This window comes from Vibrio sp. 1288 (assembly GCF_033344475.1).
The window spans coordinates 41609-65697 of sequence record NZ_JAWPOX010000030.1; the positions used below are offsets into that span (position 1 = coordinate 41609).

General features: G+C 45.7%; 18 protein-coding genes, 5 tRNA genes and 1 rRNA gene. 7 read left to right on the forward strand and 17 right to left on the reverse strand.

Features of this window, described 5'->3' with window-relative positions:
* Positions 1–576 precede the first annotated feature (576 nt).
* The 9 genes from R8O11_RS18945 to R8O11_RS18985 all read right to left on the reverse strand — a co-directional run bounded on the left by R8O11_RS18945 (position 577) and on the right by R8O11_RS18985 (position 10418).
* Positions 577–906 (reverse strand): SMR family transporter, encoded by a 330-nt coding sequence (locus R8O11_RS18945; RefSeq protein WP_005478614.1) that lies wholly within the window; start codon positions 904–906, stop codon positions 577–579.
* Positions 903–1307, reverse strand: a complete 405-nt coding sequence (locus tag R8O11_RS18950) for an SMR family transporter (RefSeq protein ID WP_005379135.1) — start codon at positions 1305–1307, stop codon at positions 903–905. Before R8O11_RS18950 ends, R8O11_RS18945 begins: the two co-directional genes overlap by 4 nt.
* A 269-nt stretch (positions 1308–1576) precedes the next feature.
* A complete protein-coding gene (locus R8O11_RS18955; protein WP_005379132.1) occupies positions 1577–2512 on the reverse strand; it encodes a LysR family transcriptional regulator in 936 nt (311 codons plus the stop codon).
* Between the two features lie 55 nt (positions 2513–2567).
* The gene (locus R8O11_RS18960; protein ID WP_054579533.1) at positions 2568–3575 is read right to left on the reverse strand and encodes a substrate-binding domain-containing protein; all 1008 of its coding nucleotides are present in this window, start codon (positions 3573–3575) and stop codon (positions 2568–2570) included.
* Between the two features lie 226 nt (positions 3576–3801).
* Positions 3802–4821 carry an SPOR domain-containing protein gene (locus R8O11_RS18965; protein WP_033907405.1) on the reverse strand — a complete coding sequence of 340 codons (1020 nt, stop codon included), beginning with the start codon at positions 4819–4821 and terminating at the stop codon, positions 3802–3804.
* Between the two features lie 157 nt (positions 4822–4978).
* Positions 4979–5929 (reverse strand): ABC transporter permease, encoded by a 951-nt coding sequence (locus tag R8O11_RS18970; RefSeq protein WP_033907403.1) that lies wholly within the window; start codon positions 5927–5929, stop codon positions 4979–4981.
* A 2-nt stretch (positions 5930–5931) separates the two neighbouring features.
* Positions 5932–6909: an ABC transporter permease gene (locus tag R8O11_RS18975; RefSeq protein ID WP_005379110.1), complete on the reverse strand. Its 978-nt coding sequence runs from the start codon at positions 6907–6909 to the stop codon at positions 5932–5934.
* Between the two features lie 147 nt (positions 6910–7056).
* Positions 7057–8610, reverse strand: a complete 1554-nt coding sequence (locus R8O11_RS18980; RefSeq protein WP_318194351.1) for an ABC transporter substrate-binding protein — start codon at positions 8608–8610, stop codon at positions 7057–7059.
* A 92-nt stretch (positions 8611–8702) separates the two neighbouring features.
* Positions 8703–10418, reverse strand: a complete 1716-nt coding sequence (locus tag R8O11_RS18985; protein WP_005379108.1) for a dipeptide ABC transporter ATP-binding protein — start codon at positions 10416–10418, stop codon at positions 8703–8705.
* 649 nt (positions 10419–11067) lie between these two features.
* Between R8O11_RS18985 and R8O11_RS18990 the strand changes: the two genes are divergently transcribed.
* On the forward strand, positions 11068–11793 hold the full coding sequence (locus R8O11_RS18990; RefSeq protein WP_033907401.1) for an HAD family hydrolase: 726 nt from the start codon (positions 11068–11070) through the stop codon (positions 11791–11793).
* Positions 11794–12277: 484 nt separating this feature from the next.
* Here the strand turns inward: R8O11_RS18990 and R8O11_RS18995 are convergent.
* The 5 genes from R8O11_RS18995 to R8O11_RS19015 form a co-directional block, all read right to left on the reverse strand.
* A tRNA-Pro gene (locus R8O11_RS18995) sits at positions 12278–12354 on the reverse strand.
* A gap of 64 nt (positions 12355–12418) precedes the next feature.
* Positions 12419–12494 (reverse strand) — tRNA-His (locus R8O11_RS19000).
* Positions 12495–12542: 48 nt separating this feature from the next.
* A tRNA-Pro gene (locus R8O11_RS19005) sits at positions 12543–12619 on the reverse strand.
* A gap of 69 nt (positions 12620–12688) precedes the next feature.
* A tRNA-His gene (locus R8O11_RS19010) sits at positions 12689–12764 on the reverse strand.
* A gap of 33 nt (positions 12765–12797) precedes the next feature.
* A tRNA-Arg gene (locus R8O11_RS19015) sits at positions 12798–12874 on the reverse strand.
* A gap of 335 nt (positions 12875–13209) precedes the next feature.
* Between R8O11_RS19015 and R8O11_RS19020 the strand changes: the two genes are divergently transcribed.
* Positions 13210–13623 (forward strand): c-type cytochrome, encoded by a 414-nt coding sequence (locus R8O11_RS19020; protein WP_005384252.1) that lies wholly within the window; start codon positions 13210–13212, stop codon positions 13621–13623.
* A gap of 73 nt (positions 13624–13696) precedes the next feature.
* Here R8O11_RS19020 and rep read toward each other — a convergent pair whose 3' ends face one another.
* The gene (rep, locus tag R8O11_RS19025) at positions 13697–15712 is read right to left on the reverse strand and encodes a DNA helicase Rep (RefSeq protein ID WP_005379104.1); all 2016 of its coding nucleotides are present in this window, start codon (positions 15710–15712) and stop codon (positions 13697–13699) included.
* Between the two features lie 170 nt (positions 15713–15882).
* Between rep and R8O11_RS19030 the strand changes: the two genes are divergently transcribed.
* The 4 genes from R8O11_RS19030 (at position 15883) to ubiK (ending at position 21104) form a co-directional block, all read left to right on the forward strand.
* Positions 15883–16464 carry a TetR/AcrR family transcriptional regulator gene (locus tag R8O11_RS19030; protein WP_104975728.1) on the forward strand — a complete coding sequence of 194 codons (582 nt, stop codon included), beginning with the start codon at positions 15883–15885 and terminating at the stop codon, positions 16462–16464.
* Between the two features lie 18 nt (positions 16465–16482).
* Complete coding sequence (locus tag R8O11_RS19035; protein WP_053349778.1) at positions 16483–17586, forward strand: efflux RND transporter periplasmic adaptor subunit; 1104 nt, start codon at positions 16483–16485, stop codon at positions 17584–17586.
* 12 nt (positions 17587–17598) lie between these two features.
* Complete coding sequence (vmeD, locus tag R8O11_RS19040) at positions 17599–20721, forward strand: multidrug efflux RND transporter permease subunit VmeD (protein WP_104975727.1); 3123 nt, start codon at positions 17599–17601, stop codon at positions 20719–20721.
* A gap of 131 nt (positions 20722–20852) precedes the next feature.
* On the forward strand, positions 20853–21104 hold the full coding sequence (gene ubiK, locus R8O11_RS19045) for a ubiquinone biosynthesis accessory factor UbiK (RefSeq protein ID WP_005379099.1): 252 nt from the start codon (positions 20853–20855) through the stop codon (positions 21102–21104).
* Positions 21105–21370: 266 nt separating this feature from the next.
* Here ubiK and ilvC read toward each other — a convergent pair whose 3' ends face one another.
* Positions 21371–22855, reverse strand: coding sequence for a ketol-acid reductoisomerase (gene ilvC / locus R8O11_RS19050; protein WP_005379098.1), 1485 nt, complete (start codon positions 22853–22855; stop codon positions 21371–21373).
* 143 nt (positions 22856–22998) lie between these two features.
* Between ilvC and ilvY the strand changes: the two genes are divergently transcribed.
* A complete protein-coding gene (gene ilvY, locus R8O11_RS19055) occupies positions 22999–23889 on the forward strand; it encodes an HTH-type transcriptional activator IlvY (protein WP_005379097.1) in 891 nt (296 codons plus the stop codon).
* A gap of 91 nt (positions 23890–23980) precedes the next feature.
* Here the strand turns inward: ilvY and rrf are convergent.
* Positions 23981–24089, reverse strand: a 5S ribosomal RNA gene (rrf, locus tag R8O11_RS19060); the annotation flags it as partial.

Genomic DNA, 24089 nt, shown 5'->3' on the forward strand with positions numbered 1-24089 from the left:
CTATTCAGAATGACGAGCTTTGGGATTGGCCACTGCTCTTTCTAAAAACGAATGAATCCGTCATTCCGACGAGCCTAAGCAAGATCAGGAATTTAATATCAACGAGCTGTGAAGCCAGAGAAAATCCCCTCTGCCACAGCACTTTTTGTTGGTAGATTCTGAATCACGCTCGTCCCTCACTATTCAGAATGACGAGCTTTGGGATTGGCCACTGCTCTTTCTAAAAACGAATGAATCCGTCATTCCGACGAGCCTAGGCGAGATCAGGAATCTACTATCAACGTGCTGTGAAGCCAGAGAAAACACCTCTGCTACAGCACTTTTTGTTGGTAGATTCTGAATCACGTTCGTCCCTCGCTGTTCAGAATGACGAGCGTTGGGATTGGCCTCAGTTCTTTCTAAAAAACGAATGAATCCGTCATTCCGACGAGCCTAGGCGAGATCAGGAATCTAATATCAAGGTGCTGTGAATCCAGAGAAAACACCTCTGCCGAAACACTTTTGTGTTGGTAGATTCTGAATCACACTCGTCTCTTGCTGCTCAGAATGACGATATCTAGCATTCAGTAAATTACATCAAGCGGTCTTCATCACTACGACGGCAGCAATCACCACAAAGATACCAAACCAGCCGATTGGCTTGAGTTTCTGCTTAAACAGCAAGGCTCCACCCACTGCGGTACCCAAGATACCGATCGCACCCCAAGAGGCATAAGCAATGGCTAAGTCGATCTCTTTCACCGCTTGTGCCAAAAGCGTGAATGCTGTCAGTACCAACACAATCGCCGCAATGCCCCAGCCTTTATATTTAAAACCTTTTGAGCGTGTCAGCGCCATATTGGCCATGATATCGACCAAGGCAGCCATCACGACAAATCCAAATGACATCGTAAAAAATTGACTCATGATTCGCACCTTGTACTAGTAGAAAATGAACGTTCTTTTGCCGGTTTATCGGCATTTTTCTTGGCGTTAGGTTGACCATGTGATTCCCCTAAGGTCACACACACAATGCCAACAACGGCTAACATCAAACCAAACAATTCTTGATGGTTTAAGTTGGCATCAAAGGCGATGATCGACACCACGGTGATCAACGAGATACCTAACCCTTCCCAGACAGCGTATGCCACACCGATAGATATTTTCTTCGCGGCAAACGCAAGAAAGTAGTAAGAGATTGCGATCAGCACATACATTACGATGTAGCCCCACCACCCGTGCCCTTGTCCGATAAGAGACATAGTGCTGGTGCCAGCTACTTCGGCAACGATGGCGAGCAATAAAAATAGACGTGCAACTAGCATGATTAATCCTCCATCAGAAATTAAAAAAATGCATAACGGAGAATGGTGAATGTCGCGTACCTGTATCGACATTCAAAAAGTTAAAAAGATAAAAATGAGCCACTTCTCCTGACTATTTGAGATAAGGTTAGCGCTGGGTAGGAAAAAGAGACAGGTAATTGAGATATTCATTTTTGAATATCTTAAGAAATAAGTTGTCTATGTAATCACACAACATTGATAAGGTTAAAGCATCTGCTCTCTCATTCAGCTGATGCCATCAGGTGACGTCACTGCGTAAAAATCAGCGGCGTATTGAGGGTTTGTCGCACCACTTTATGTAGGTGTCTGTGCAAAGGATGGTTGCGGTTGGTTTGAAGGAAACCGCCAGAGACAACAAACTGACTGAACTCACGATTAACGGGTGGCATTGCGTAAGAGGCGAGTTCTGGCATCAACAATGCCGAGCTTTGACTGGCATACATAATCGCGTCGGTTTCTTGCAACATTTGGCAAGCCAAACGCAAATTATAGGACTTCAGTAACACTACTGGCTCATAACCCATGCGTCGATACTCGGACTCCACGGTACAAAGCGGTTTATATGACGCGGGCGCAGGCAAAGAGACAAGTGGTAGTTTGGACACCGTGTCCCAATCATTGCTGACTTTCGACAACGTTGGGTGATTTTTGCGCGCCAAAATCACCCGTTTTTCAACGAATAACGGGCGCATGTAAATGTCTTTCGACAGCTCGGTCTCTTGGTCAAGAATGCAGTAATCGTGCTCGCCTTCTAACATTTCATCGTGCGAGTAAGTATTCCAGCTGGAAAAAGCAAAGTGCGCTTTGGGAAAGGCTCGATGACAACCAGTGAGCAGTCGCTGCCCTTGTTCATCCATCAAATAAGGATCAGTTACAATCGCAATCTGCCCTTGGTATTGCAGTGGGTCGAACACTTCAAATTCTTGCACCACTTTTTCCAGTGGCGCAACCATATTGTCGAACTCGGCGGCGAGACGAATCGCCATGGGTGATGGCTCTACCCCATGTGCTTTACGCACAAAAAGCGGGTCATCAAATACTTGCTTCAACTTCATCACGCCGCGGCTGGCGCTCGGTTGAGAAATGCCAAGCTGCATTGCGGCCAGCTTGATGCTGCGGTTTTCCACCACGGCTTTTAATAAACGCATTAAGTTGAGATCCAATGCATCCAGCTGATGTGCCATACCCTAACCTACCAATACCATTGATGAGCGAATACAAAGAGCAGTTAACAATTAGTTAAACACTCTCTCCCGACGTGATCTGATACCCCATATCGAAGACTTTTTCTTCTTGCGTTTCGCCTTTCAGGCGCGCAATTAATAGTTCTGCGCTCTTTACACCAATTTGGAAACGCGGCGTATCAACGCTGGTCAGTTTCGGACTGATGGTTTGACCGATATCCAGCGCGTTATAGCCCGCCACTGCCAATTGCTGTGGAACTTGAATGCCACGTTGCTGCGCACTCAGCATGGTGCCAATTGCGATGTCATCGTTGGTACAGAACACCCCATCGAGCGTTGGGTGCGTTTCCAGTGCGCGTTCGAGCAAATCATGTGCTAAAGAAAAACTAGAATGATCACCAGTTAATACATGTTTGGGTTCTAGCCCTGCTTCTGTCATCGCGCGATCGTAACCTTGCATCCGCAATTTGGTTCGCGTATCCAGACGCGCGCCAAAATAGACGATTGTACGCTTCCCCGTATCTAGCATCTGCTTAACCACGGTGTACGACGCATCTTCATGATCGAGTCCAACCGCCATATCAATCGGCTCCGATGGCAGTTCCATGGTTTCGACCACCGGAATGCCCGCATTTTTGATCATCTGTAATGTACGCGGCGTGTGATGGCTTTCAGTTAGAATAAGCCCATCGACTTGATAAGAGAGTAATGACGCGATCTTGCGCTCTTCTTCAAGCTCATCGTAGCTAAAATGCGCTAAAAGCGTCTCATAGCCATTGGCTTTGGTCACCATCTCTATACCCTGAACAAAGGAAGCAAAAATTTGGTTGGACAAAGACGGCAGTAAAATACCAATGGCTTTACTGGAGGACTTTGACAACATCGCCGGTGCACGGTTTTCGATGTAACCCATCTCTTCAATCGCAGTCGCAATCTTGGCCCGAGTCTTTTCTGCCACCGATTCAGGGTTACGCATATAGCGTGAAACGGTCATCTTCGTGACGCCAACCTGGTCTGCGACATCCTGCAATGTCGTACGAGTTTTCTTCTTCTGTTGAGCCATAAATATGTGATTTATCATTAATGTTACAAGTAACATTATGACGAATAGACTCTCTGCCGACAAGCTCAGTGAAAATAATTCGCAAAATGAGATGAATATCAGTGGTAGAGCGTATTAGCAAACGCATCACAAAGAAACGCCACTTAAATAGCGATAATATTTGAGACCGCAAAAAAGCCCCGAACTCGGGGCTTTCTTCTATATTTTGACCACAATATCTGAGTCGTTATTTCACGCACACCACGTTCAATAATGAGGTCCCGGTGAGCTGATTGGGCTCACGATCGGCGAACAAACCTTTCTTATCTTTGCCCCAATACGGCAGTTGCAGTGGCCATTGATTTTTTTCCATCACCCCAGACGCCCTCAGCGCTTTAAACTCTGCAGGGTTAGCTAAGTTCATACCCAGTTGCTGACATACTTTGTGCGAGTTTTCGTAGTTGAGGCGGTTCCACGGCTTACCATGTTCCATGTAAAACTGATTATGGTGATCGAGTAAATATGGGACCACGTACGTTTTGCCCTGCACTGAAGTTCTCAACCGAACTTCAATGTCATCATTTCCGGTGACAATTGGCTTCGCTTTGGTCTTAGCAACAGGCTTAGACGAAGAGCTATCACGTGAACTTTTTGCCTTGGTATCTGGCTTCTCTGCCCGCGCTTTAAAGGCGTCGGTATCAGCTCGCACAGCAGGAACTGGCGCGGGTTTCGGGGTCACCGTCGGTGTTGGCTTAACCGAAGATGCGGCTGATTTCGACGATACAGTAGATTTAGGTGTAGGTGGTGTTACTGGTTGTTTCGTCCCTTTCCCAACCACTCGGATGAACGCCTCTTTGTAATTCGACAAGGTTTTGACTCCTCGTAAGTCATCCCTCGCATCAGACAATGCCTTGTAAGGTCCAATCAAACAGCGATAGCCTTTGGAATCAGGCTTCATCCATACGTCAGTCGTGATTTTACTATAGAGAGGCTTAGCTTTCGCGAGAGACATAGGCTTGGGTAGCAATCCGCATTGAATCCAGTAAAGGTAGTTGCCCCCCTGCGGCACTTTCTTTCCCCATACTCCGTTACCAATTGGGCACGTTTTCTCAAGCATCGGTAATTCTTTCTCGCTGGCTTGAGTGGCTTGGCAAAGGAACTCCTCCGCCGATACTGGGCTAGAAAACTGGGCGCATACCAGCGACAAGCCGAAAGCTAGGCTTGCTTGGAAGATACGAGATGGGTGTTGTGCCTTCTTCATTTCCATACACTTCACTCTAAATTAGTGGGTAAGGTCATTATGGCGGCAAAGCGCCAAAAAAATGTGAACAAAGAATAACTAGCAAAAAAAGAGCCGGAATTTGCATCCGGCTCTCAGTTTAGGAAGGAATTAAGCGAATTTACAACGCTTGGTGGGAAAATTCTTATCCTTTGTACAGTTTCGGGTTGAATACATCACGTAGCCAGTCGCCCAACAGGTTGATAACCAAAACCAATGTTACGAGCACGATGCCTGGGAAGGCAGTAATCCACCACGCACCTGAGAAGATGTAGTTAAAGCCGATGCTGATCAGCGCACCTAGTGACGGCTGATCAACAGGAAGACCCAAACCTAGGAATGACAGTGCCGCTTCCGACATGATCGCGTTCGCTACCTGTACCGTCGAGATAACCAAGATTGGCGATAGACAGTTCGGCAGAATGTGACGGAACATGATTCGCGGAGCTTTAAAGCCCATCACACGCGCCGCTTCGACGTATTCTTTCTTCTTCTCTGCCAATACCGAGGCGCGAATGGTACGTGCGTATTGCGGCCATTCTGCCACACCGATGATCACCACCAGCATGACCACCGCATATTGGCTGTAAAAATCACTGCCAAAGCTGGCTTTGAAGATGGCCGATACGATGATCGCCACCATCATGGTTGAGAACGATAGTTGAACATCCGCAAAGCGCATCAAGAAGCTATCGATACGACCACCGAAGTAACCCGCCGACAAACCAATGATGATACCCAGTACCAACTGAAGACCGACGGCTAAAAAGCCGATCGTCAAAGACAAACGAGAGCCGTAAAGAATGGTCGATAAAATATCGCGGCCTTGCTCGTCAGTACCCAACACAAAGCGCTCATCGCCATCTTCCATCCACGAAGGTGGCAACTCAGAGTCCATGATGTCGATAGACGTCAGATCGTACGGGTCTGTTGGCGCAAGAATCGGTGCAGCCAATGCCAATACTAAGAACATCATAAAGACGGTAAAACTCGCCATCGCCACTTTGTCGCGTTTGAAGTAATACAGAAAATCTGACTCTTTGAAACGCTGCCACGCTGATGGAGCAGGAGCTGGTGTTAAATTTGATTGGCTCATGATTAAGCTCCTTTTCCAGTTAGGTTCACAGTTGGGTTGATGATGCCGTACAGCAAGTCAACGATGGTATTGGTTACCACGAAGATCAGACCAACAAAGATAACGTAGGCAGTGATCAGCGGTGTATCTACACGGTTGATTGCCTCTAGGAAAAGGAAGCCAGTGCCCGGCCATTGGAACACGGTTTCAGTAAGAATGGTGTAGGCCACCATGGTACCAATCTGCACGCCACCTACCGTCAATACTGGTAGCATGGTGTTCTTAAGTGCATGTTGGTAATAAATCTTTTGCAAGTTCAAACCTTTTGCTTTGGCGAACTTAATGTATTCCGAACTCAGTACTTCCAGCATTTCTGAACGTACCAAACGGATGAACAACGGCAGCATGATAGACGCTAGCGCAATACAAGGTAGGATGAGGTGCTTGATACCATCAATGGTAAAGAAGCCAGATTCCCAACCGAGTACGTTAGCGGTTTCACCTCGCCCATAGGAAGGCAGCCAGCCGAGTTCGATGGAGAAGACGTACATCAGCATGATTGCGGTTAGGAACACCGGAATCGAGATGCCGACACTACTCATCGCCATAACAAATTTGGTAAAGACACTCTTCGGGTGAATCGCGGAATACACCCCGAGTGGTATAGAGAAAACGATAATGATGAGCGTCGCGCCAAACACGAGCTCTAATGTTGCCACCAGCTTATCGAGGATCACCTCAACCGCAGGTCGCTTGAAAAAATATGAGGTACCCAAATCACCTTGCAGTGCATTACCCACAAAGCGCGTGTACTTTGTGATAAAGGGATCGTTCAGGCCCAAGTCGTCGCGTAGCGCTTGACGCTCCGATTCCGAAACCGACTGACCTACAAGCTCACGCAGCGGATCACCCAGGTTGTCCTGAATGGCAAACGCCACCAAACTGATCACAAACATCACTATCAGTGCCTGAAACAGGCGCTTGACCAGAAACGAAAACATTCCTTGCCCCTTAACTATCCATAGATCTCTAAATTAGAGAGAAAATTCAGTCTAAATAACCCACTCAATCCGACTGAAACAAAACTGAGTCGAGTGCTTTAAGTTGAGGAGGGAAATCCATCCCTCCTCAAAGTCGACTAACCGTGATTATTCAACCACTAGGTCACCGAAGTAAGGCATTACCATTGGGTTAACGATGTCTGCCGCTTTCACGTTAGACTTCGCACCCCACGCTTCACTTTGCCAGTGTAGCGGTACGAATGCTGCGTCGTTGTATAGTGTTGCTTCTACACCTTTCAGCATTTCTGCACGTTTCGCAGGATCCGTTTCTACGTTCGCAGCTTCAACCACTTTGTCCATTTCTGGGTTTGAGTAGTAACCACAGTTGTACTGACCACGACCGGTTTCTTCGTTACGAGTCATCGTTAGGAACTCGTTGAAGTTCGCTGAGTCTTCTGTATCTGAGTGCCAACCGATCATCAGCATGTCTGCCGCACACTTGTCGAACTCTGGCCAGTATTGCGCTTTTGGCATGGTCTTCAGATCAACCTTGATACCGATCTTAGACAACATTGCCGCTGCCGCTTGTGCTACTTTCGCATCATTCACGTAACGGTTGTTTGGTGCGATCATCGTTAGCGTCAGGCCGTTTTCGTAACCCGCTTCTTTCATCAGTTCTTTCGCTTTCTTCAAATCGTAGCGAGGAACCAGTTTGTCATCGTGACCTACGTAACCTGCCGGGCTTTGCTGACCAGCGGCCGTTGCGAAGCCTTTCATGATTTTCTTCACGATACCTTCGTTATTGATTGCGTGAACAATCGCTTGGCGAACGCGAACGTCTTTCAATGCTTCGTTGCTGTTTTGGTTTAGTTGGAACGTGATGATACGAGTACCAGGTAGCGTAACTAGGTCGATGCCGTCAGCATCTTCAACGCGTTTGTGGTCGTTTGGCGCTACAGGGTGAATCATGTCAACACCGCCAGAAAGCAGCGCTGCTACACGAGTTGCGTCTTCTTTGATTGGCACAAGCGTTAGCTTATCAACGTTACCTTTCGACTCTTTGTCCCAGTAATCTTTAAAGCGTTCAAATTCCACTTTTACGCCCTGTTCACGTGAAGTCACAATGAATGGACCCGTGCCAGATACGTTAGTCGATGCAAATGAGTTACCGTGCTTCACTAGCTCAGACTTGTCTTTGCCGTCCGCAGTTTTGCCAGTGTAGAACTTGCTGTCCATTGGGAAAATGTACGTTGCGGTTTGCAGCACTAGTGGGTAAGGACCTTTAGTTACAAGATCGAACGTGTTGTCGTCCACTTTGACGATTTTCTCGTACGGGTCGAAGATGTTTTTAAAGTCAGGAGAGCTTTTTAAACGCTGGAACGTCCACACGACGTCGTCAGCAGTTAGAGTATTGCCAGAATGGAATTTCACACCTTCACGCAGTTTGAAACGAACAGTCGTATCGTTAATACGTTCCCAACTTTCCGCTAGGCGAGGCTCGAAATCCATTTTTTGAGTAAAGCGAACCAACGGATCAAATACCATGTGTGACATTTGCAGTGTGCCACCTGATAGCTGCTCATGTGGGTCAAGCGATACTGGGTCAGCTGCATAGCCAACTTTGATATCTGCTGCCATTGCGTTAAAGCTTAGGCCCGCAGCCATTAGCGCCACTGCTAATTTGCTTTTCATGGTTTTCATTTGCATAACTCCTTCATGCGGGGATACGGATCCCTTGTTGTTGTGTTTGCGTCTTTGTTATGACTAAAGGTTAGCCAAGCGAATTGCTTGGTTTATGCCGTTTCGATCTCTTCTCGCAAGCCAGTAAACTCCGGCATCAGAGAAATCAATTTTTTGCTGTATTCGTGTTGAGGTGCCGTGAATAACTGTTCTGTTGGTGCCACTTCTAAAAGTGTACCCATTTGCATCACACCTACTCGGTCACACATCTGACGAATAACAGGTAAATCGTGGCTGATAAACAACATAGTCAAGTTCAGCTCACTTTGCAGATCTTTCAGCAAGTTTAGAATTTGTGCCTGTACCGATACGTCCAGTGCTGAGGTCGGTTCATCACAAATCAAAAGTCGAGGACGAGTCGCCAACGCACGCGCAATAGAAATACGCTGACGCTGACCACCGGAGAATTCATGAGGGTACTTAAGCCCAGCCATTCGACCCAAACCAACATGATCCAATAGGTCATTCACGATTTGGCGAGTTTCCGACTCGTTTTTCGTCAATTTATGGAAACGGATTGGCTCAGCAATAATATCGAATACCTTCATACGAGGGTTCATTGAAGTATATGGGTTTTGGAACACCATCTGCATTTGACGACGCATCGGGCGGCGCTCTTTCTCAGAGGTTAAAGCGGTCAGGTCAATGCCCTCGAATTTCACCTGACCAGAGTTAGGTTGGTATAAACCAGCAATCACACGTGCAATGGTCGATTTACCTGAACCAGACTCGCCCACCAAACCAAAGGTTTCGCCTTCGTGCACTTCAAAGCTCACATTATTAGATGCTTGCACGTATTCTCGGCGGCTCTCGAACAAAGAGTCTTTGGTAACAAAGCGAAGATTGACGTTCTTCACGTCCAAAAGCGGGCCAGTGTACTCACGCTCATCTTGGCTTTGTCCTAACCAGTGGTTCTTGATATCGAGTGGCTCCATTTCCGCCGCTTCTTCGATATAGCTTACTAACGGGAAACGATCTAGCTTTCTGTCTGAACGTGGTACCGCTGAAATTAGACTGCGAGTATAAGAGTGATCAGGATCGCCCAATACTTTGGCTGTTGGTCCAAACTCCACCAAGTCACCACGATACATTACCGCCACGCGATCGGTGACGTTGGAGACGACACCCATATCGTGAGTAACCAACATACAGCCGACATTGTTCTTGATACACAGCTCGCGGATCAAGTTGAGGATTTGGTCTTGGATAGAAACGTCTAACGCCGTAGTTGGTTCGTCCGCAATGATGAGATCAGGCTCACCAGCCAAAGCAATGGCAATGACAACACGCTGACGCATACCACCAGAGAATTGGTGCGGGTACTGTTTTAAGCGGTTTTCTGGTTGCGGAATACCAACCTGCTGCATAAGAGAAAGCGCGCGCTGATACGCCTCTTCATCAGAGACCTTCATGTTGGCGTGGATCGTCTCTTTCAGCTGTTGCTCAACAGTAAAAAGTGGATTGAGCGAGGTCATCGGATCTTGGAAAATAAAACCTATTTTCGAGCCGCGAACCTTACGCATCGCTTCTGGTGATAGGCCAGAAATTTTTTCTCCATCCAGGAATACATCACCGCTAGCAACGCGACCTGGAGGGCTAAGCAAATCAATAACGGCGTTACCAACGGTGGATTTACCCGCACCTGATTCGCCAACAACACCCACGATTTCACCACGTTCAATATGAAAAGAAAGTGATTTCACGGCAGCGTGAACGCCGTGTCGGGATGGGTATTCAATACGAAGGTTTTTCACTTCTAATAGTGACATTTCAGACCTCTACTGCCTTGTCTGTGGTATCGAATCGCGCCAAAGGCACCATTCATCACCTGAATGAATCCGTTCAAATTCAGAATAATACTCTGAAATCTTAATGCGGAAATAATTTGGCAAAAATCACACAAAAAAGCAACAATTAAAGTATATTCCGCCGAAAAAACATTAAATAAACGCACAATTAGCGAATAAAAATGCATTAACAAGTATTTAACCATTTTCATATCACACTATTTTTGTGCGTCATGCACCAATAAAACTAGAAAAATGCTCTAAAAGTAAACATGAGTTAAACAAGATCATTAACCATATTATTCATGTGCATTTATTAACATTTAACAAACAATATCATATGCAAAAAGTGTTTTTTCAACATAAAAAACTATTAATAAAATAGTCGGCAAATACAAAAAGCCAAACTTAGGAAGATAAAGGATAGGTCAAAACGTGAACAAAACAGCAAAACCACACAAATCCTGCTCCAACGCAGATTATGCGCCACTTAAGCGGTTTATTGACTAAACCGCTATCCTCATTCGTACGTCATAAGAAAACTCGCCTGTTTTAACCCTTTACGACACAATTGAGAGTGGGATAATAGATAAACAGTGTCAAAGCCAAGCCGTAAATAAAAGGAGCCCCTGTGCTTAAAGCGATTTTTTTTGATATGGACGAGACTTTATGTGCAACGTCACAAGCCGATAAAGTTGCAGGACAAGCGTTTACAACTTGGATTCATAAGACCTACCCACAAGTTACCGAGCCAAAAGCGTTTTTGCAGCGCTACTTACAGGGTGTATACAAAAAGCTGAATGCTGAGTTCCCTCACCTTGTGGCTCTGCTACCCGATGAAAATGCCTTCCGTTGTGGCCTGATCCAAAACATCTTGGCGGAGCAAGGCGTCAGCATCACTGCAAAAGAGGCTCAACAAGCTCAAGACTACTTTGACTCTGCACGTATGGGCGCGTTCACCTTCTTCCCTGGTGTAAAAGAAATGCTCAGCGACCTTCGTCAACATTACAAACTCGTCGTGATCACTAACGGCCCGATTTTTTCTCAACACCCTAAATTAAACGCGACACAAATGAGCAACTGGGTGGACCATATTATTGTGGGAGGAGAAGAGCCAGAAGAGAAACCTGCTACAAGTATTTTCCAAAAAGCGCTCGACTTGGTCGAAGTAAAACCAGAAGAGGCTCTACACGTGGGCGACTCTTTACCTGCCGACATTGCTGGCGCTAACAATATGGGCATTTTGAGTGTGTGGGTGAATGCGACAGGCGCAAGTAACTCAACGGATATAACGCCAAGTTTTGAAATCCAAAAAACGGTAGAAGTAAAAGAAATCCTTAAAACACTCGCCCAATAAAAGCAGCGGATTAGAAAACTACAAACCCCAGACACTGCTCTGGGGTTTATTTTGTCAGCTCGAAAAGCATTTAGATCATAGGTGGTCAAAAGCCCCTAGAGCTGTACACTTTTGGGGAAAATTGAAATGGAATGCCGATTCTTTTCAGGAGAGATGCAAAAAAGCCCCAGTCTTTCGACTGAGGCTCTAAATAGCGGTCGGTGAAGAGCCGAATTCTAACTTCAGGCGAACCCCACTTGGGTTCAAATCCATTCATACATTACCGACTAATACAGTCCAAGCGAGATCATAAACTCTAAAACGACGAAAGCCTGCTAAAAAGCAAGCTTTCTAATAGTGGTCGGTAAAGAGGATTCGACGCGGCAGGGCTCCCTGCGGACTGACGTTACACCGGGCTGGTGCTCTAGCCCACGCCCCTCAGGTCCCTACACTCTAAATTTTAAATGTAAAAAAGCCCCAGTCTTTCGACTGAGGCTTTAAATAGTGGTCGGTGAAGAGGGATTCGAACCCCCGACCCTCTGGTCCCAAACCAGATGCGCTACCAAGCTGCGCTATTCACCGAACTGTATTTTCTGATTTTCTCAAATCAGACAGGACACTTCAACTAAGAAGTCACCTTAATTAATGGGGTGGCTAACGAGATTCGAACTCGCGACCACCGGAATCACAATCCAGGGCTCTACCAACTGAGCTATAGCCACCATCAATTTTTGCTGTTTACCGCTCTATTCGAGCCATAAACTAAATAGTGGTCGGTGAAGAGGGATTCGAACCCCCGACCCTCTGGTCCCAAACCAGATGCGCTACCAAGCTGCGCTATTCACCGACGATGTTTTATCTTGATTGAATCAAGATTGGGAGCAATGCTACCGCATTCAATCTAAAAAAGAAAGAATGGGGTGGCTAACGAGACTTGAACTCGCGACAACCGGAATCACAATCCGGGGCTCTACCAACTGAGCTATAGCCACCACTGATTTTTACCGATGTATCCTCCGAGGCAATGGTACGCCCGAAAGGATTCGAACCTTCGACCTTTGGCTCCGGAGGCCAACGCTCTATCCAACTGAGCTACGGGCGCATGCCCTATCGGCGGAGTGGAATAATACGGATATCACACTATGCCGTCTAGTACTTTTTTTACTTTTTTTATCGTTTGGTCTCTTTTTCGACAGTTATCTTCCGTTAAAGTGGATTTTTGATGTGATTCACGCCCTGTCATGGATAACTTGTTGTTTATTGCAACAAGTTATCGGGATATAATCACCCATTATTTACATTGATTTAACAGCTGCAACCAAGTTGTCTAATCATTCTATGCCATTCAGTGGAATTTAATGATTTCTCTGCTCGGCATTAATACTCTAACTATATAAATAGGTAAGTCACTTACCTCGGGAATGTGAAGTGGGTTTAATGGATATGTCTCGACAAATGATTAGCGTTTTGTTCGCTGCCTTAACGTTTTCTACGGCAGCTTTAGCTTCTGACATCAGCCAAACTGAATACGATGCGATCGCAGAACGCATCCAACCTGTCGGTGATGTTTATCTAGCAGGTTCTGAGCCAGTGAAAGAAGAACCAACCGGTCCACGTGATGGCGCCACAGTTTATGGTACTTTTTGTATTGCTTGTCACGCATCTGGTGTAAACGGCGCACCTAAAACAGGTAATGCCGATGATTGGGCACCGCGTATTGCACAAGGCAAAGATACGTTAGTGAAGCACGCATTAGAAGGCTTCAATGCGATGCCAGCCAAAGGAACCTGTATGGACTGTTCTGACGATGAAATCATCGCAGCAATTGACCACATGATTGAAGGTCTATAAGTAAAGACATCAACGAAAAAGGCTTGCCAGTTGGCAAGCCTTTTTGTTTTTAATCAGTGAGAACAAGGTTACTTTACTTCTTAAACATTGCTCGAATATTGGCAATGTGTGCTTGACCTTTCGCCATACGTTCTTCCGCTGATACTGGCTTTTTGTTTACTTCCCATTCAACGTCATCAAATGGTAACTCATCCAAAAAGCGGCTTTGAGTCGGTTTGATCAACTCGCCGAACTGTCGACGCTCTTTGCACATAGTGAAAGTCAGTTCACGTTGCGCGCGAGTAATACCAACGTACATCAGGCGACGCTCTTCTTCCACGTTATCTTCATCAATACTGGTTTGGTGCGGTAAAATACCTTCTTCGGACCCAATTAAGTATACATATGGGAACTCAAGGCCTTTTGATGCGTGCAAGGTCATCAGTTGTACTGCATCACTGTCTTCATCTTCTTCACCGCGCTCCATCATGTCACGCAAGGTCAAACGTTGAACGACTTCTTTTAACGTTTTCTCTTCTTGATCGTAGTTGTCACCCTCTAGGTCCGCCACTATCCATGAATAAAGATCAGAAACGTTCTTCATTCTCATTTCAGCGGCTTTCGGACTTGCTGAAGTTTCGTATAGCCAATCTTCATAATGGATATCACGAACTAGCGAACGAACCGCTTCGACGGTATCACCACGCTCAGCTTGATCAGCAATCGCCACTAGCCATTGGGTGAAACGACGCAGGTTTTCTAGGCCACGTCCCGTTAGGTGCTGTTCGAGCCCCATTTCAAAGCTCGACTCAAACAGGCTCTTCCCTCGCATATTGGCATAACTGCCTAACTTCTCTAACGTCACTGGGCCAATTTCACGTCGTGGAGTGTTCACAATGCGCAAAAATGCATTGTCGTCATCCGGATTAACCAAAACGCGCAAATACGCCATGATGTCTTTAATCTCTGCGCGCGCAAAAAACGAGGTGCCGCCAGAAATTTTATACGGTACACGGTTTTGCATCAGAGACTTTTCAATCAAACGTGATTGGTGGTTACCACGATATAGAATCGCATAATCTTTATATTCGGTACGGTTTAGGAACTTATGCGCAATTAGTTCACCCGTTACGCGCTCTGCTTCATGCTCTTCATTTTTAGCCAACAACACTTTGAGTTTTTCACCGTCAGGAATTTCAGAGAACAGGGACTTCTCATAGACGTGAGGGTTGTTAGCTATCAAAATGTTGGCCGCACGCAGGATTCGACTCGTTGAACGGTAGTTTTGCTCTAGCTTTATCAAACGCAAATTCGGATAATCTTCACCCAGCAACACGAGGTTCTGAGGTTTCGCACCACGCCATGAATAAATAGACTGATCGTCATCCCCTACGACCGTCAATCGCCCACGTTCACCGACAATTAATTTGACCAGCTCATACTGACTCGTGTTGGTATCTTGATACTCGTCAACCAGTAGGTAACGGATACGATTCTGCCAACGCTGACGAACGTCTTCATGATTACGTAAGAGTAAAACGGGCATCAAAATTAGGTCATCAAAATCGAGCGCGTTATAGGCTTTCATTTGCTTTTGGTACATATCAAAACAGAACGCAAACAATTGTTGCTGTTCACCTTGCGCACGCGCTTTGGCTTGCTCTGGCGTCAACATGTCGTTTTTCCAGTTGGAAATACAACTCAGAAGCTGACGTAGCAGATCTTTATCACCATCAAGCTGCTTTTCGGTAAGTTCTTTGAGCAGCGCTAGCTGGTCTTGGTCATCAAACAGTGAGAAGCCCGCTTTCAACCCTAAATGCTTGTACTCACGCTTGATGATGTTCAATCCTAAAGTGTGGAATGTTGATACCATCAAACCTTTAGACTCACCTTTCCCTAACGTTTGACCTACACGCTCCTTCATTTCACGTGCTGCTTTGTTGGTAAACGTCACCGCCGCAATGTTACGCGCTTTGTAACCACATTGCTGAACCAGATAAGCGATTTTATTGGTAATAACACGAGTTTTGCCCGAGCCAGCACCAGCTAGCACTAGGCATGGACCAGACACGTATTTCACGGCTTCATCTTGACTAGGGTTCAGCTTCATAGAAATTCTCTGCGGGTGATGAATGTGGCGCCTATGATAAAGGGGTGGCCTCGTGAAAGCTATGCTGATTTCTTGTAATTTTTACACCTATTAAGTGCAATATTCTGTTGCATAAATGGCGGGTATTTAAGCTATAATGAATGAACGTTCATTCACTAAAGGGTGACATTATGAAGGATAACCCTGCTGTAGATAAACGAGAACAAATCTTAGTCGCTGCTGAACAACTCATTGCTGAATCTGGCTTTCAAGGGCTTTCCATGCAAAAGCTCGCCAATGAGGCAGGTGTCGCAGCAGGGACGATTTACCGTTATTTCTCAGATAAAGAACATCTTTTAGAGGAACTACGCCTTAACGTTGCTAAGCGTGTTGCTACTGCGGTGCAACTAGGTGTTAGTGAAGAGATGCCTTTAAAACAGCGTTATCGAACCATGTGGCTCAATATTTGGAATCTAGCGAGCTCGAACTTAAGTGCGATCAGCAACCGAGTCCAATATGAATCTTTACCCTATTCAAATAGTAGCAAAGCTCGGGAACTTGAGAGACAAATGTTTGCCCAAGTAGATCTTCTTTTTAATCAGGGTAAAGACGAGGGAGTATTCAAGCTTCTCGATAACGAAGTACTTTCTGGATTAAGTTTTGAGGCAAGTGTTGCACTTGCTCGGAAACACGCTTTGGGATTTTATCAACTGGATAAGACGGCATTAGAGGCCGCTATTGAAGCCAGTTGGGATGCAATTATTAAACACTAACTTGGAGTTCTTAATAGAATGAAAAAGTGGATTTTGATGCTATCAATTGTTTTATTACTTTTTGGTAGCGTTGTTACATACAGACTAATTGATATCAAAGACAAAATGGAGCAGTTTGCCAATCGCCCTGAACCAGCATTCCCAGTAACCGTAACTGAAGTGCAAGCGGTGGATTGGGTACCAGTCATCGAGGCAATTGGTTTTATCGAGCCAAATCAAGGCGTGACGGTAGCGAACGAAACGAGCGGTGTTATCGATAAAATCGCATTTGATTCCGGTACTCAAGTCAAAGCAGGTCAGCCACTAGTACTGCTTGATTCTGACGTTGAGAAAGCGAATTTAAAGAGCTCGCAAGCCAAGTTGCCAGCAGCAGAAGCGAAATACAAACGCTACCAAGGGCTATTTAAAAAAGGCTCTATTTCTAAAGAAGCGTATGACGAAGCAGAAGCGAACTACTTCTCCTTAAAAGCGGACATTGAAAGCTTGAAAGCGACCATCGACCGACGCGAAATCAAAGCGCCATTTGATGGTGTAGTAGGTATTCGTAACGTGTACCTAGGTCAGTACCTACAAGCGGGTACCGATATTGTTCGCCTGGAAGACACCAGCGTGATGCGTTTACGCTTTACCGTGCCGCAAACCGATATTTCACGTATCAATATCGACCAAGAAGTGGATATCTTTGTTGACGCTTATCCAGACCAACCTTTCAAAGGGTCTATTTCTGCGATTGAACCAGCTGTAAACGTACAAAGTGGTTTGATTCAAGTTCAAGCGGATATCCCTAACAGTGACGGCAAACTGCGTAGTGGTATGTTCGCGCGTGCAAACATCATTCTGCCTAAGTTAGAAAATCAGGTCACTCTACCTCAAACCGCGATCACATTTACGCTATATGGCGACAATGTTTACATCGTAACAGAAGAAGATGGCGAAAAACGCGTTAAGCAGCATGTGGTAAAAGTTGGCGAACGCTCTAAAGATATCGCACACATTCTAGAAGGCGTGAAGCCAGGTGATGTGGTAGTGACATCGGGTCAAGTCCGTTTGAGTAACCATGCGAAAGTAAGCATTGTCGAAAGCGATGCAACTACCCCACCTGCTGAAACACCAATGCTTTAAGTTGGAGGCATCATGCGCTTTACAGATGTTTTTATAAAACGTCCAGTTTTAGCGGTATCGATCAGCTTTTTGATTGCATTGCTTGGTTTGCAAGCGGTGTTCAAAATGCAAGTTCGTGAGTACCCTGAAATGACGAATACGGTGGTCACCGTGACCACCAGTTACTACGGTGCAAGTGCCAACTTGATCCAAGGCTTTATTACTCAGCCATTGGAGCAAGCGGTGGCGCAAGCCGATAATATTGATTACATGACTTCGCAATCGGTACTAGGTAAATCAACCATTACTGTCAACATGAAGTTGAATACTGACCCGAATGCAGCATTGGCTGATATCTTAGCGAAAACGAACTCAGTACGTTCTCAGCTTCCAAAAGAAGCCGAAGATCCAACCGTAACCATGTCGACAGGTTCGACAACGGCGGTACTGTACATCGGCTTTACGAGTGACGAGTTATCTTCAAGCCAGATCACTGACTACCTTGAGCGTGTAATCAACCCGCAGTTGTTCACTGTAAACGGTGTATCCAAAGTTGACCTGTATGGTGGTATGAAGTACGCACTGCGCGTATGGCTAGATCCTGCCAAAATGGGCGCTTTGAAGTTGACCGCTACGGATGTGATGAGCGTTCTTAACGCCAACAACTACCAATCTGCAACCGGTCAAGCGACGGGTGAGTTCGTACTTTATAACGGTAGCGCAGATACTCAGGTATCAAACGTTGCTGAACTTGAAGCATTGGTCGTGAAAACTGGTGAAGGGGATGTCATCCGCCTAGGTGATATCGCTAAAGTAACGCTAGAGAAGAGTCACGACGTTTATCGCGCAAGTGCAAACGGTCAAGAGGCTGTGGTTGCAGCGATCAATGCAGCGCCAAGTGCTAACCCAATCAACATTGCAGCAGACGTACTTGAACTGTTGCCTCAGCTTGAGCGCAACCTACCAAGTAACATCAAAATGAACGTAATGTACGACTCAACTATCGCCATCAACGAATCGATTCACGAAGTAGTGAAAACGATTCTTGAAGCAGCAGTAATCGTACTTGTGGTTATCACACTGTTCCTGGGCTCATTCCGCGCGGTAATCATTCCTATCGTGACCATTCCACTTTCATTGATTGGTGTGGCAATGGTGATGCAGGCAATGGGTTTCTCTTGGAACTTGATGACGCTACTGGCGATGGTGCTTGCCATCGGTCTGGTGGTGGATGACGCGATCGTTGTACTAGAAAACGTTGACCGTCACATCAAAGAAGGGGAATCGCCATTCCGAGCTGCAATTATTGGTACGCGTGAAATTGCGGTTCCAGTTATCGCGATGACATTGACGCTAGGTGCAGTGTACGCGCCGATCGCGTTGATGGGTGGTATCACCGGCTCATTGTTCAAAGAGTTCGCTTTGACACTGGCAGGTTCAGTATTCGTATCCGGCATCATCGCTTTGACACTATCACCAATGATGTGTTCGAAGATGCTGAAGGCGAACGAGAAGCCAAGCAAGTTTGAGCAAAAAGTTCACCATGTACTTGATGGCATGACTAATCGCTACGCAAGCATGTTAAAAGCAATAATGGCTAGCCGACCAGTGGTGATCGTGTTTGCGATAATTGTATTCGCAAGTTTACCAGTCCTATTCAAGTTTATTCCTAGCGAGCTAGCTCCATCTGAAGATAAAGGTGTTGTAGTACTCATAGGGACCGCACCATCAAATTCGAATTTGGACTACATCCAAAACACCATGGATGATGTGAATAAGATTCTCTCTGATCAACCAGAAGTGGAATACGCTCAGGTATTTAACGGTGTACCGGATTCTAACCAAGCGTTTGGTTTAGCTACACTCAAACCATGGGGCGAACGAGAAGCGAGCCAAGCAGAAATCAAACAGCGTGTTGGCGGGCTTGTTTCGAGCATTCCGGGAATGTCTATTGCTGCCTACGAAATGCCGGAGCTACCAGGTGCTGGTTCAGGCCTTCCTGTACAGTTCGTAATTACAACGCCAAACAACTTTGAAAGTTTGTTTACCGTTGCAAATGACATTCTGTCGGAAGTAGCAAGCAGTCCAATGTTTGTCTATTCCGATCTGGATCTGAAATATGATTCTGCAACGATGAAGATCAAGATCGATAAAGACAAAGCAGGTGCCTACGGTGTGACTATGCAAGACATTGGTATCACCCTCAGCACCATGATGGCAGATGGTTATGTAAACCGTATCGACCTAAATGGCCGCTCTTATGAGGTAATTCCTCAGGTTGAGCGTAAATGGCGTCTAAACCCAGAATCGATGAAGAACTACTATGTACGCTCTGTGGATGGTAAAGCGGTTCCATTAGGTAGTCTGATTACCATTGATGTGGTGGCAGAGCCTCGCTCTTTGCCACACTTCAACCAGCTAAACTCAGCAACTGTGGGTGCTGTTACAGGCCCTGGTGTTTCGATGGGGGATGCAGTTAATTGGTTTGAAAATATTGCACAAACCAAACTGCCTGCAGGGTATAACCATGATTACATGGGCGAATCTCGTCAGTTTGTAACGGAAGGTAGTGCCTTGTATGCAACCTTTGGTCTTGCACTTGCGATCATCTTCCTCGTTCTGGCGATTCAATTTGAATCACTCCGCGATCCTATTGTCATCATGGTATCTGTACCTCTGGCAATCTGTGGTGCCTTGATCGCATTGGCCTGGGGTACAGCCTCGATGAACATCTACTCGCAGGTTGGTTTGATCACGCTGGTCGGCCTAATAACCAAGCACGGTATCTTGATCTGTGAAGTCGCCAAAGAAGAGCAGTTACATAATAAACGGTCTCGTATTGATGCGGTGATGGAAGCTGCGAAAGTGCGTCTTCGCCCTATCCTAATGACCACTGCAGCGATGATCGCAGGTCTGATCCCACTGATGTACGCAACAGGTGCAGGTGCCGCGCAACGTTTCAGTATCGGTATCGTCATCGTTGCTGGCCTTGCAATCGGTACACTGTTCACACTATTCGTGCTACCTGTGATTTACAGCTACCTAGCTGAAAAACACAAACCTCTGCCAGTATTTGTTGAAGACAAAGACTTGGAGAAGTTAGCGCGAGTTGACGAAGCGAAAGCAGCTCATCGTGAATTAGCGGATAACAGATAAGCTATTAAGGCATTCAAAAAGGTCACTTCGGTGGCCTTTTTTATTGCCGCTCTCTTTTTTGCCATCTAAGTGGCGACTTTCACGTATCATTTACTTAAAATGAGGACAAATCAAAAGGAGTTTTAGCCACTATGTTTGACCCAAAGAAATTAGAGCAAATTGCTAAACAGATTCACGACTCAATGCCTCAACCTGTAAAAGAATTGGGCTCTGATGTCGATCAGAAAGTTCGTCAAGTAATCCAAGGCCAGCTAAACAAGCTAGATGTTGTAAGTCGCGAAGAGTTTGATGTTCAAACTCAAGTTTTACTACGTACACGTCAAAAGCTAACAGAAATGGAACAGAAGTTGGCGCAACTTGAAGAAAAGCTTGCTGAAAAATAAGTATCAAAGCGCTCCTCACAAAGGAGCGTTTTTCTTATCGGCGCGCAGATAAATCGGCTAAAAACAAAAAGGCTTGGTCAACGGCGACCAAGCCTTTTGATTAGATGTTGTGTTTTATTTTGTATTTATCACTCCAGTCTGCCTGGAGTTTATCTACTGCGTTACTTGAGACTAAGTAAATTACGCTGTATTAAGGTTTCATTTCTAGGAGAAGGCGCGGACTTTACGATAGTAAACGAGCACCTTCGACACCGAAATGGAGTCATTTAGCCGCCCACCGCGATACGCTTCATATCAGTCATGTAACCACGTAGCTCTTCACCGATGTACTCTACAGGGTGGTTACGGATTGTTTCATTCACAGCGATAAGAGTCGCGTTATCCACTTGGTTAGACGTTTCACCTAAACCTTTACCAATTACGTCAGTATTTACGGCTGGCATAAACTTCTCACGTAGAAGCGGCGTTGCTACGTTAGCGAACAGGTAGTTACCGTATTCCGCAGTGTCTGAGATAACCACGTTCATCTCGTATAAACGCTTACGTGCGATAGTGTTTGCGATAAGTGGCAGCTCGTGTAGAGACTCGTAGTAAGCAGACTCATCGATGATGCCAGATGCCGTCATCGCTTCGAATGCTAGCTCAACACCCGCACGAACCATAGCAACCATCAAGATACCGTTATCGAAGTACTCTTGCTCAGAGATTTCTACGTCAGTTTCTGGGTAGTTTTCGAAAGCAGTTTCACCTGTTTCTGCACGCCAGCCTAGTAGATTTGCATCGTCGTTTGCCCAGTCAGCCATCATAGTGCTAGAGAAGTGACCGGTGATGATGTCATCCATGTGCTTGTTGTATAGCGGACGCATCAGTTCTTTTAGCTCTTCAGAAAGCTCAAATGCTTTCACTTTTGCAGGGTTAGTTAGGCGATCCATCATGTGAGTGATACCACCAAACTTCAGTGCTTCAGTGATGGTTTCCCAACCGTATTGAAGAAGCTTACCAGCGTAGCCAGGATCGATACCATCAGCAATCATCTTCTCGTAACATACGATAGAGCCAGCCTGTAGCATGCCACAAAGGATAGTTTGCTCACCCATTAGGTCAGATTTCACCTCAGCAACAAAAGAAGACTCTAGACAGCCTGCACGGTGACCACCTGTTGCTGCAGCCCAAGCTTTCGCGATATCCCAACCTTCACCTTTTGGGTCGTTCTCTGGGTGAACAGCGATAAGAGTCGGTACACCGAAACCGCGCTTGTATTCTTCACGAACTTCCGTACCTGGACATTTAGGTGCAACCATTACTACCGTTAGGTCTTTACGGATTTGCATGCCTTCTTCAACAACGTTGAAACCGTGAGAGTAACCTAGTGCTGCGCCTTCTTTCATTAACGGCATTACCGTCTCAACAACGTTTGTGTGCTGCTTATCTGGAGTAAGGTTTACTACTAGATCAGCTTGTGGAATTAGCGTTTCGTAGCTACCTACCTCAAAACCGTTGTCTTTTGCGTTTTTGAATGACTGGCGTTGCTCATCAATCGCGGCTTGGCGAAGCGCATAAGCAACGTCTAGACCAGAGTCGCGCATGTTCAGACCTTGGTTAAGACCTTGAGCACCACAACCTACAATGACTACTTTCTTACCTTTCAGATAATCCGCTTCTGAAGCGAACTCACTGCGGTCCATAAAACGACAACGACCTAATTGGTCCAACTGCTCGCGCAAGTTTAGGGTATTGAAATAATTAGCCATCTGGGTGCTCCTTTGAGATTCTTCCATTGAGGTCAGTAATTGCCTTACCGAATAACTTCATACTAAAACAGACATGAGATTGCTTAAAGTGATATATTCACAATTAGTTATTGCAATTTATGCAACATGGAAATGAAAATTTAATGAATATCAAAAGCCTGCAACTTTTCATTCATCTCTGTGAGAGTAAAAGTTTCGCCAAGACCGCAGCGGCAATGCATATTAGCCCTTCAGCCTTAAGCCGACAGATACAAAAATTAGAGGAGGAAACCAGCCAACAATTGTTTTTACGCGACAACCGTAGCGTTGATTTAACTATCCAAGGTAAAAAGCTAGTCCCAGTTGCCTTAAAGATTCTTGGCGAATGGCAGCAGTATCAGAGTCACCTGAAAGGAACCGAGGATGAATTGAAAGGAGAAATCCGTCTCTTTTGTTCTGTTACTGCAAGCTACAGCCATCTTCCGGAGCTAATCTCTGACTTTCGTATTCAGAACCCTTTCATTGAGTTCAAACTATCAACCGGCGATCCAGCTCAAGCGATCGACAAAATACTAGCAGATGAAGCCGATATTGCCATATCAGCCAAGTCAGAACAGATGCCAAATAAAATCGCATTTGAAACGATCAGTGAAATCCCACTTTCTGTCATCGTACCTGTTGGGGTTAGTGCGTTTGCTGAAGAGCTACAAAAAGAAAAACCAGACTGGTCGGTCATTCCATTCATACTCCCAGAAGCAGGAACGGCAAGGGACAGGGCCAATACTTGGCTCAAACAAATGAAAATAAAGCCAAAGATCTACGCACAAACCTCCGGACATGAAGCCATCGTAAGTATGGTTGCATTGGGGTGTGGAGTAGGTATCGCACCTGATGTTGTAATCAACAACAGTCCGGTAAGAGAAAAGATAAATCGTTTAAAAGTCTTACCAATTAAACCTTTTAAACTTGGTGTTTGCTGCAACAAAACTCAGCTGGAGAATCCGCTTGTTAAAGCCTTTTGGAAGGTTGCAGAGAGCAAGTATATCGCACCTTAGATGAACACTTTTTAGGTATAAAGTGAGCTAATTTTAAAACTCTATAGATGCAAAAAAGCCCGCTCTTTCGAGCGGGCTTCTTAAATTTAAAGCCTGGCGATGTCCTACTCTCACATGGGGAAGCCCCACACTACCATCGGCGCTATTTCGTTTCACTTCTGAGTTCGGCATGGAAATCAGGTGGGTCCAAAACGCTATGG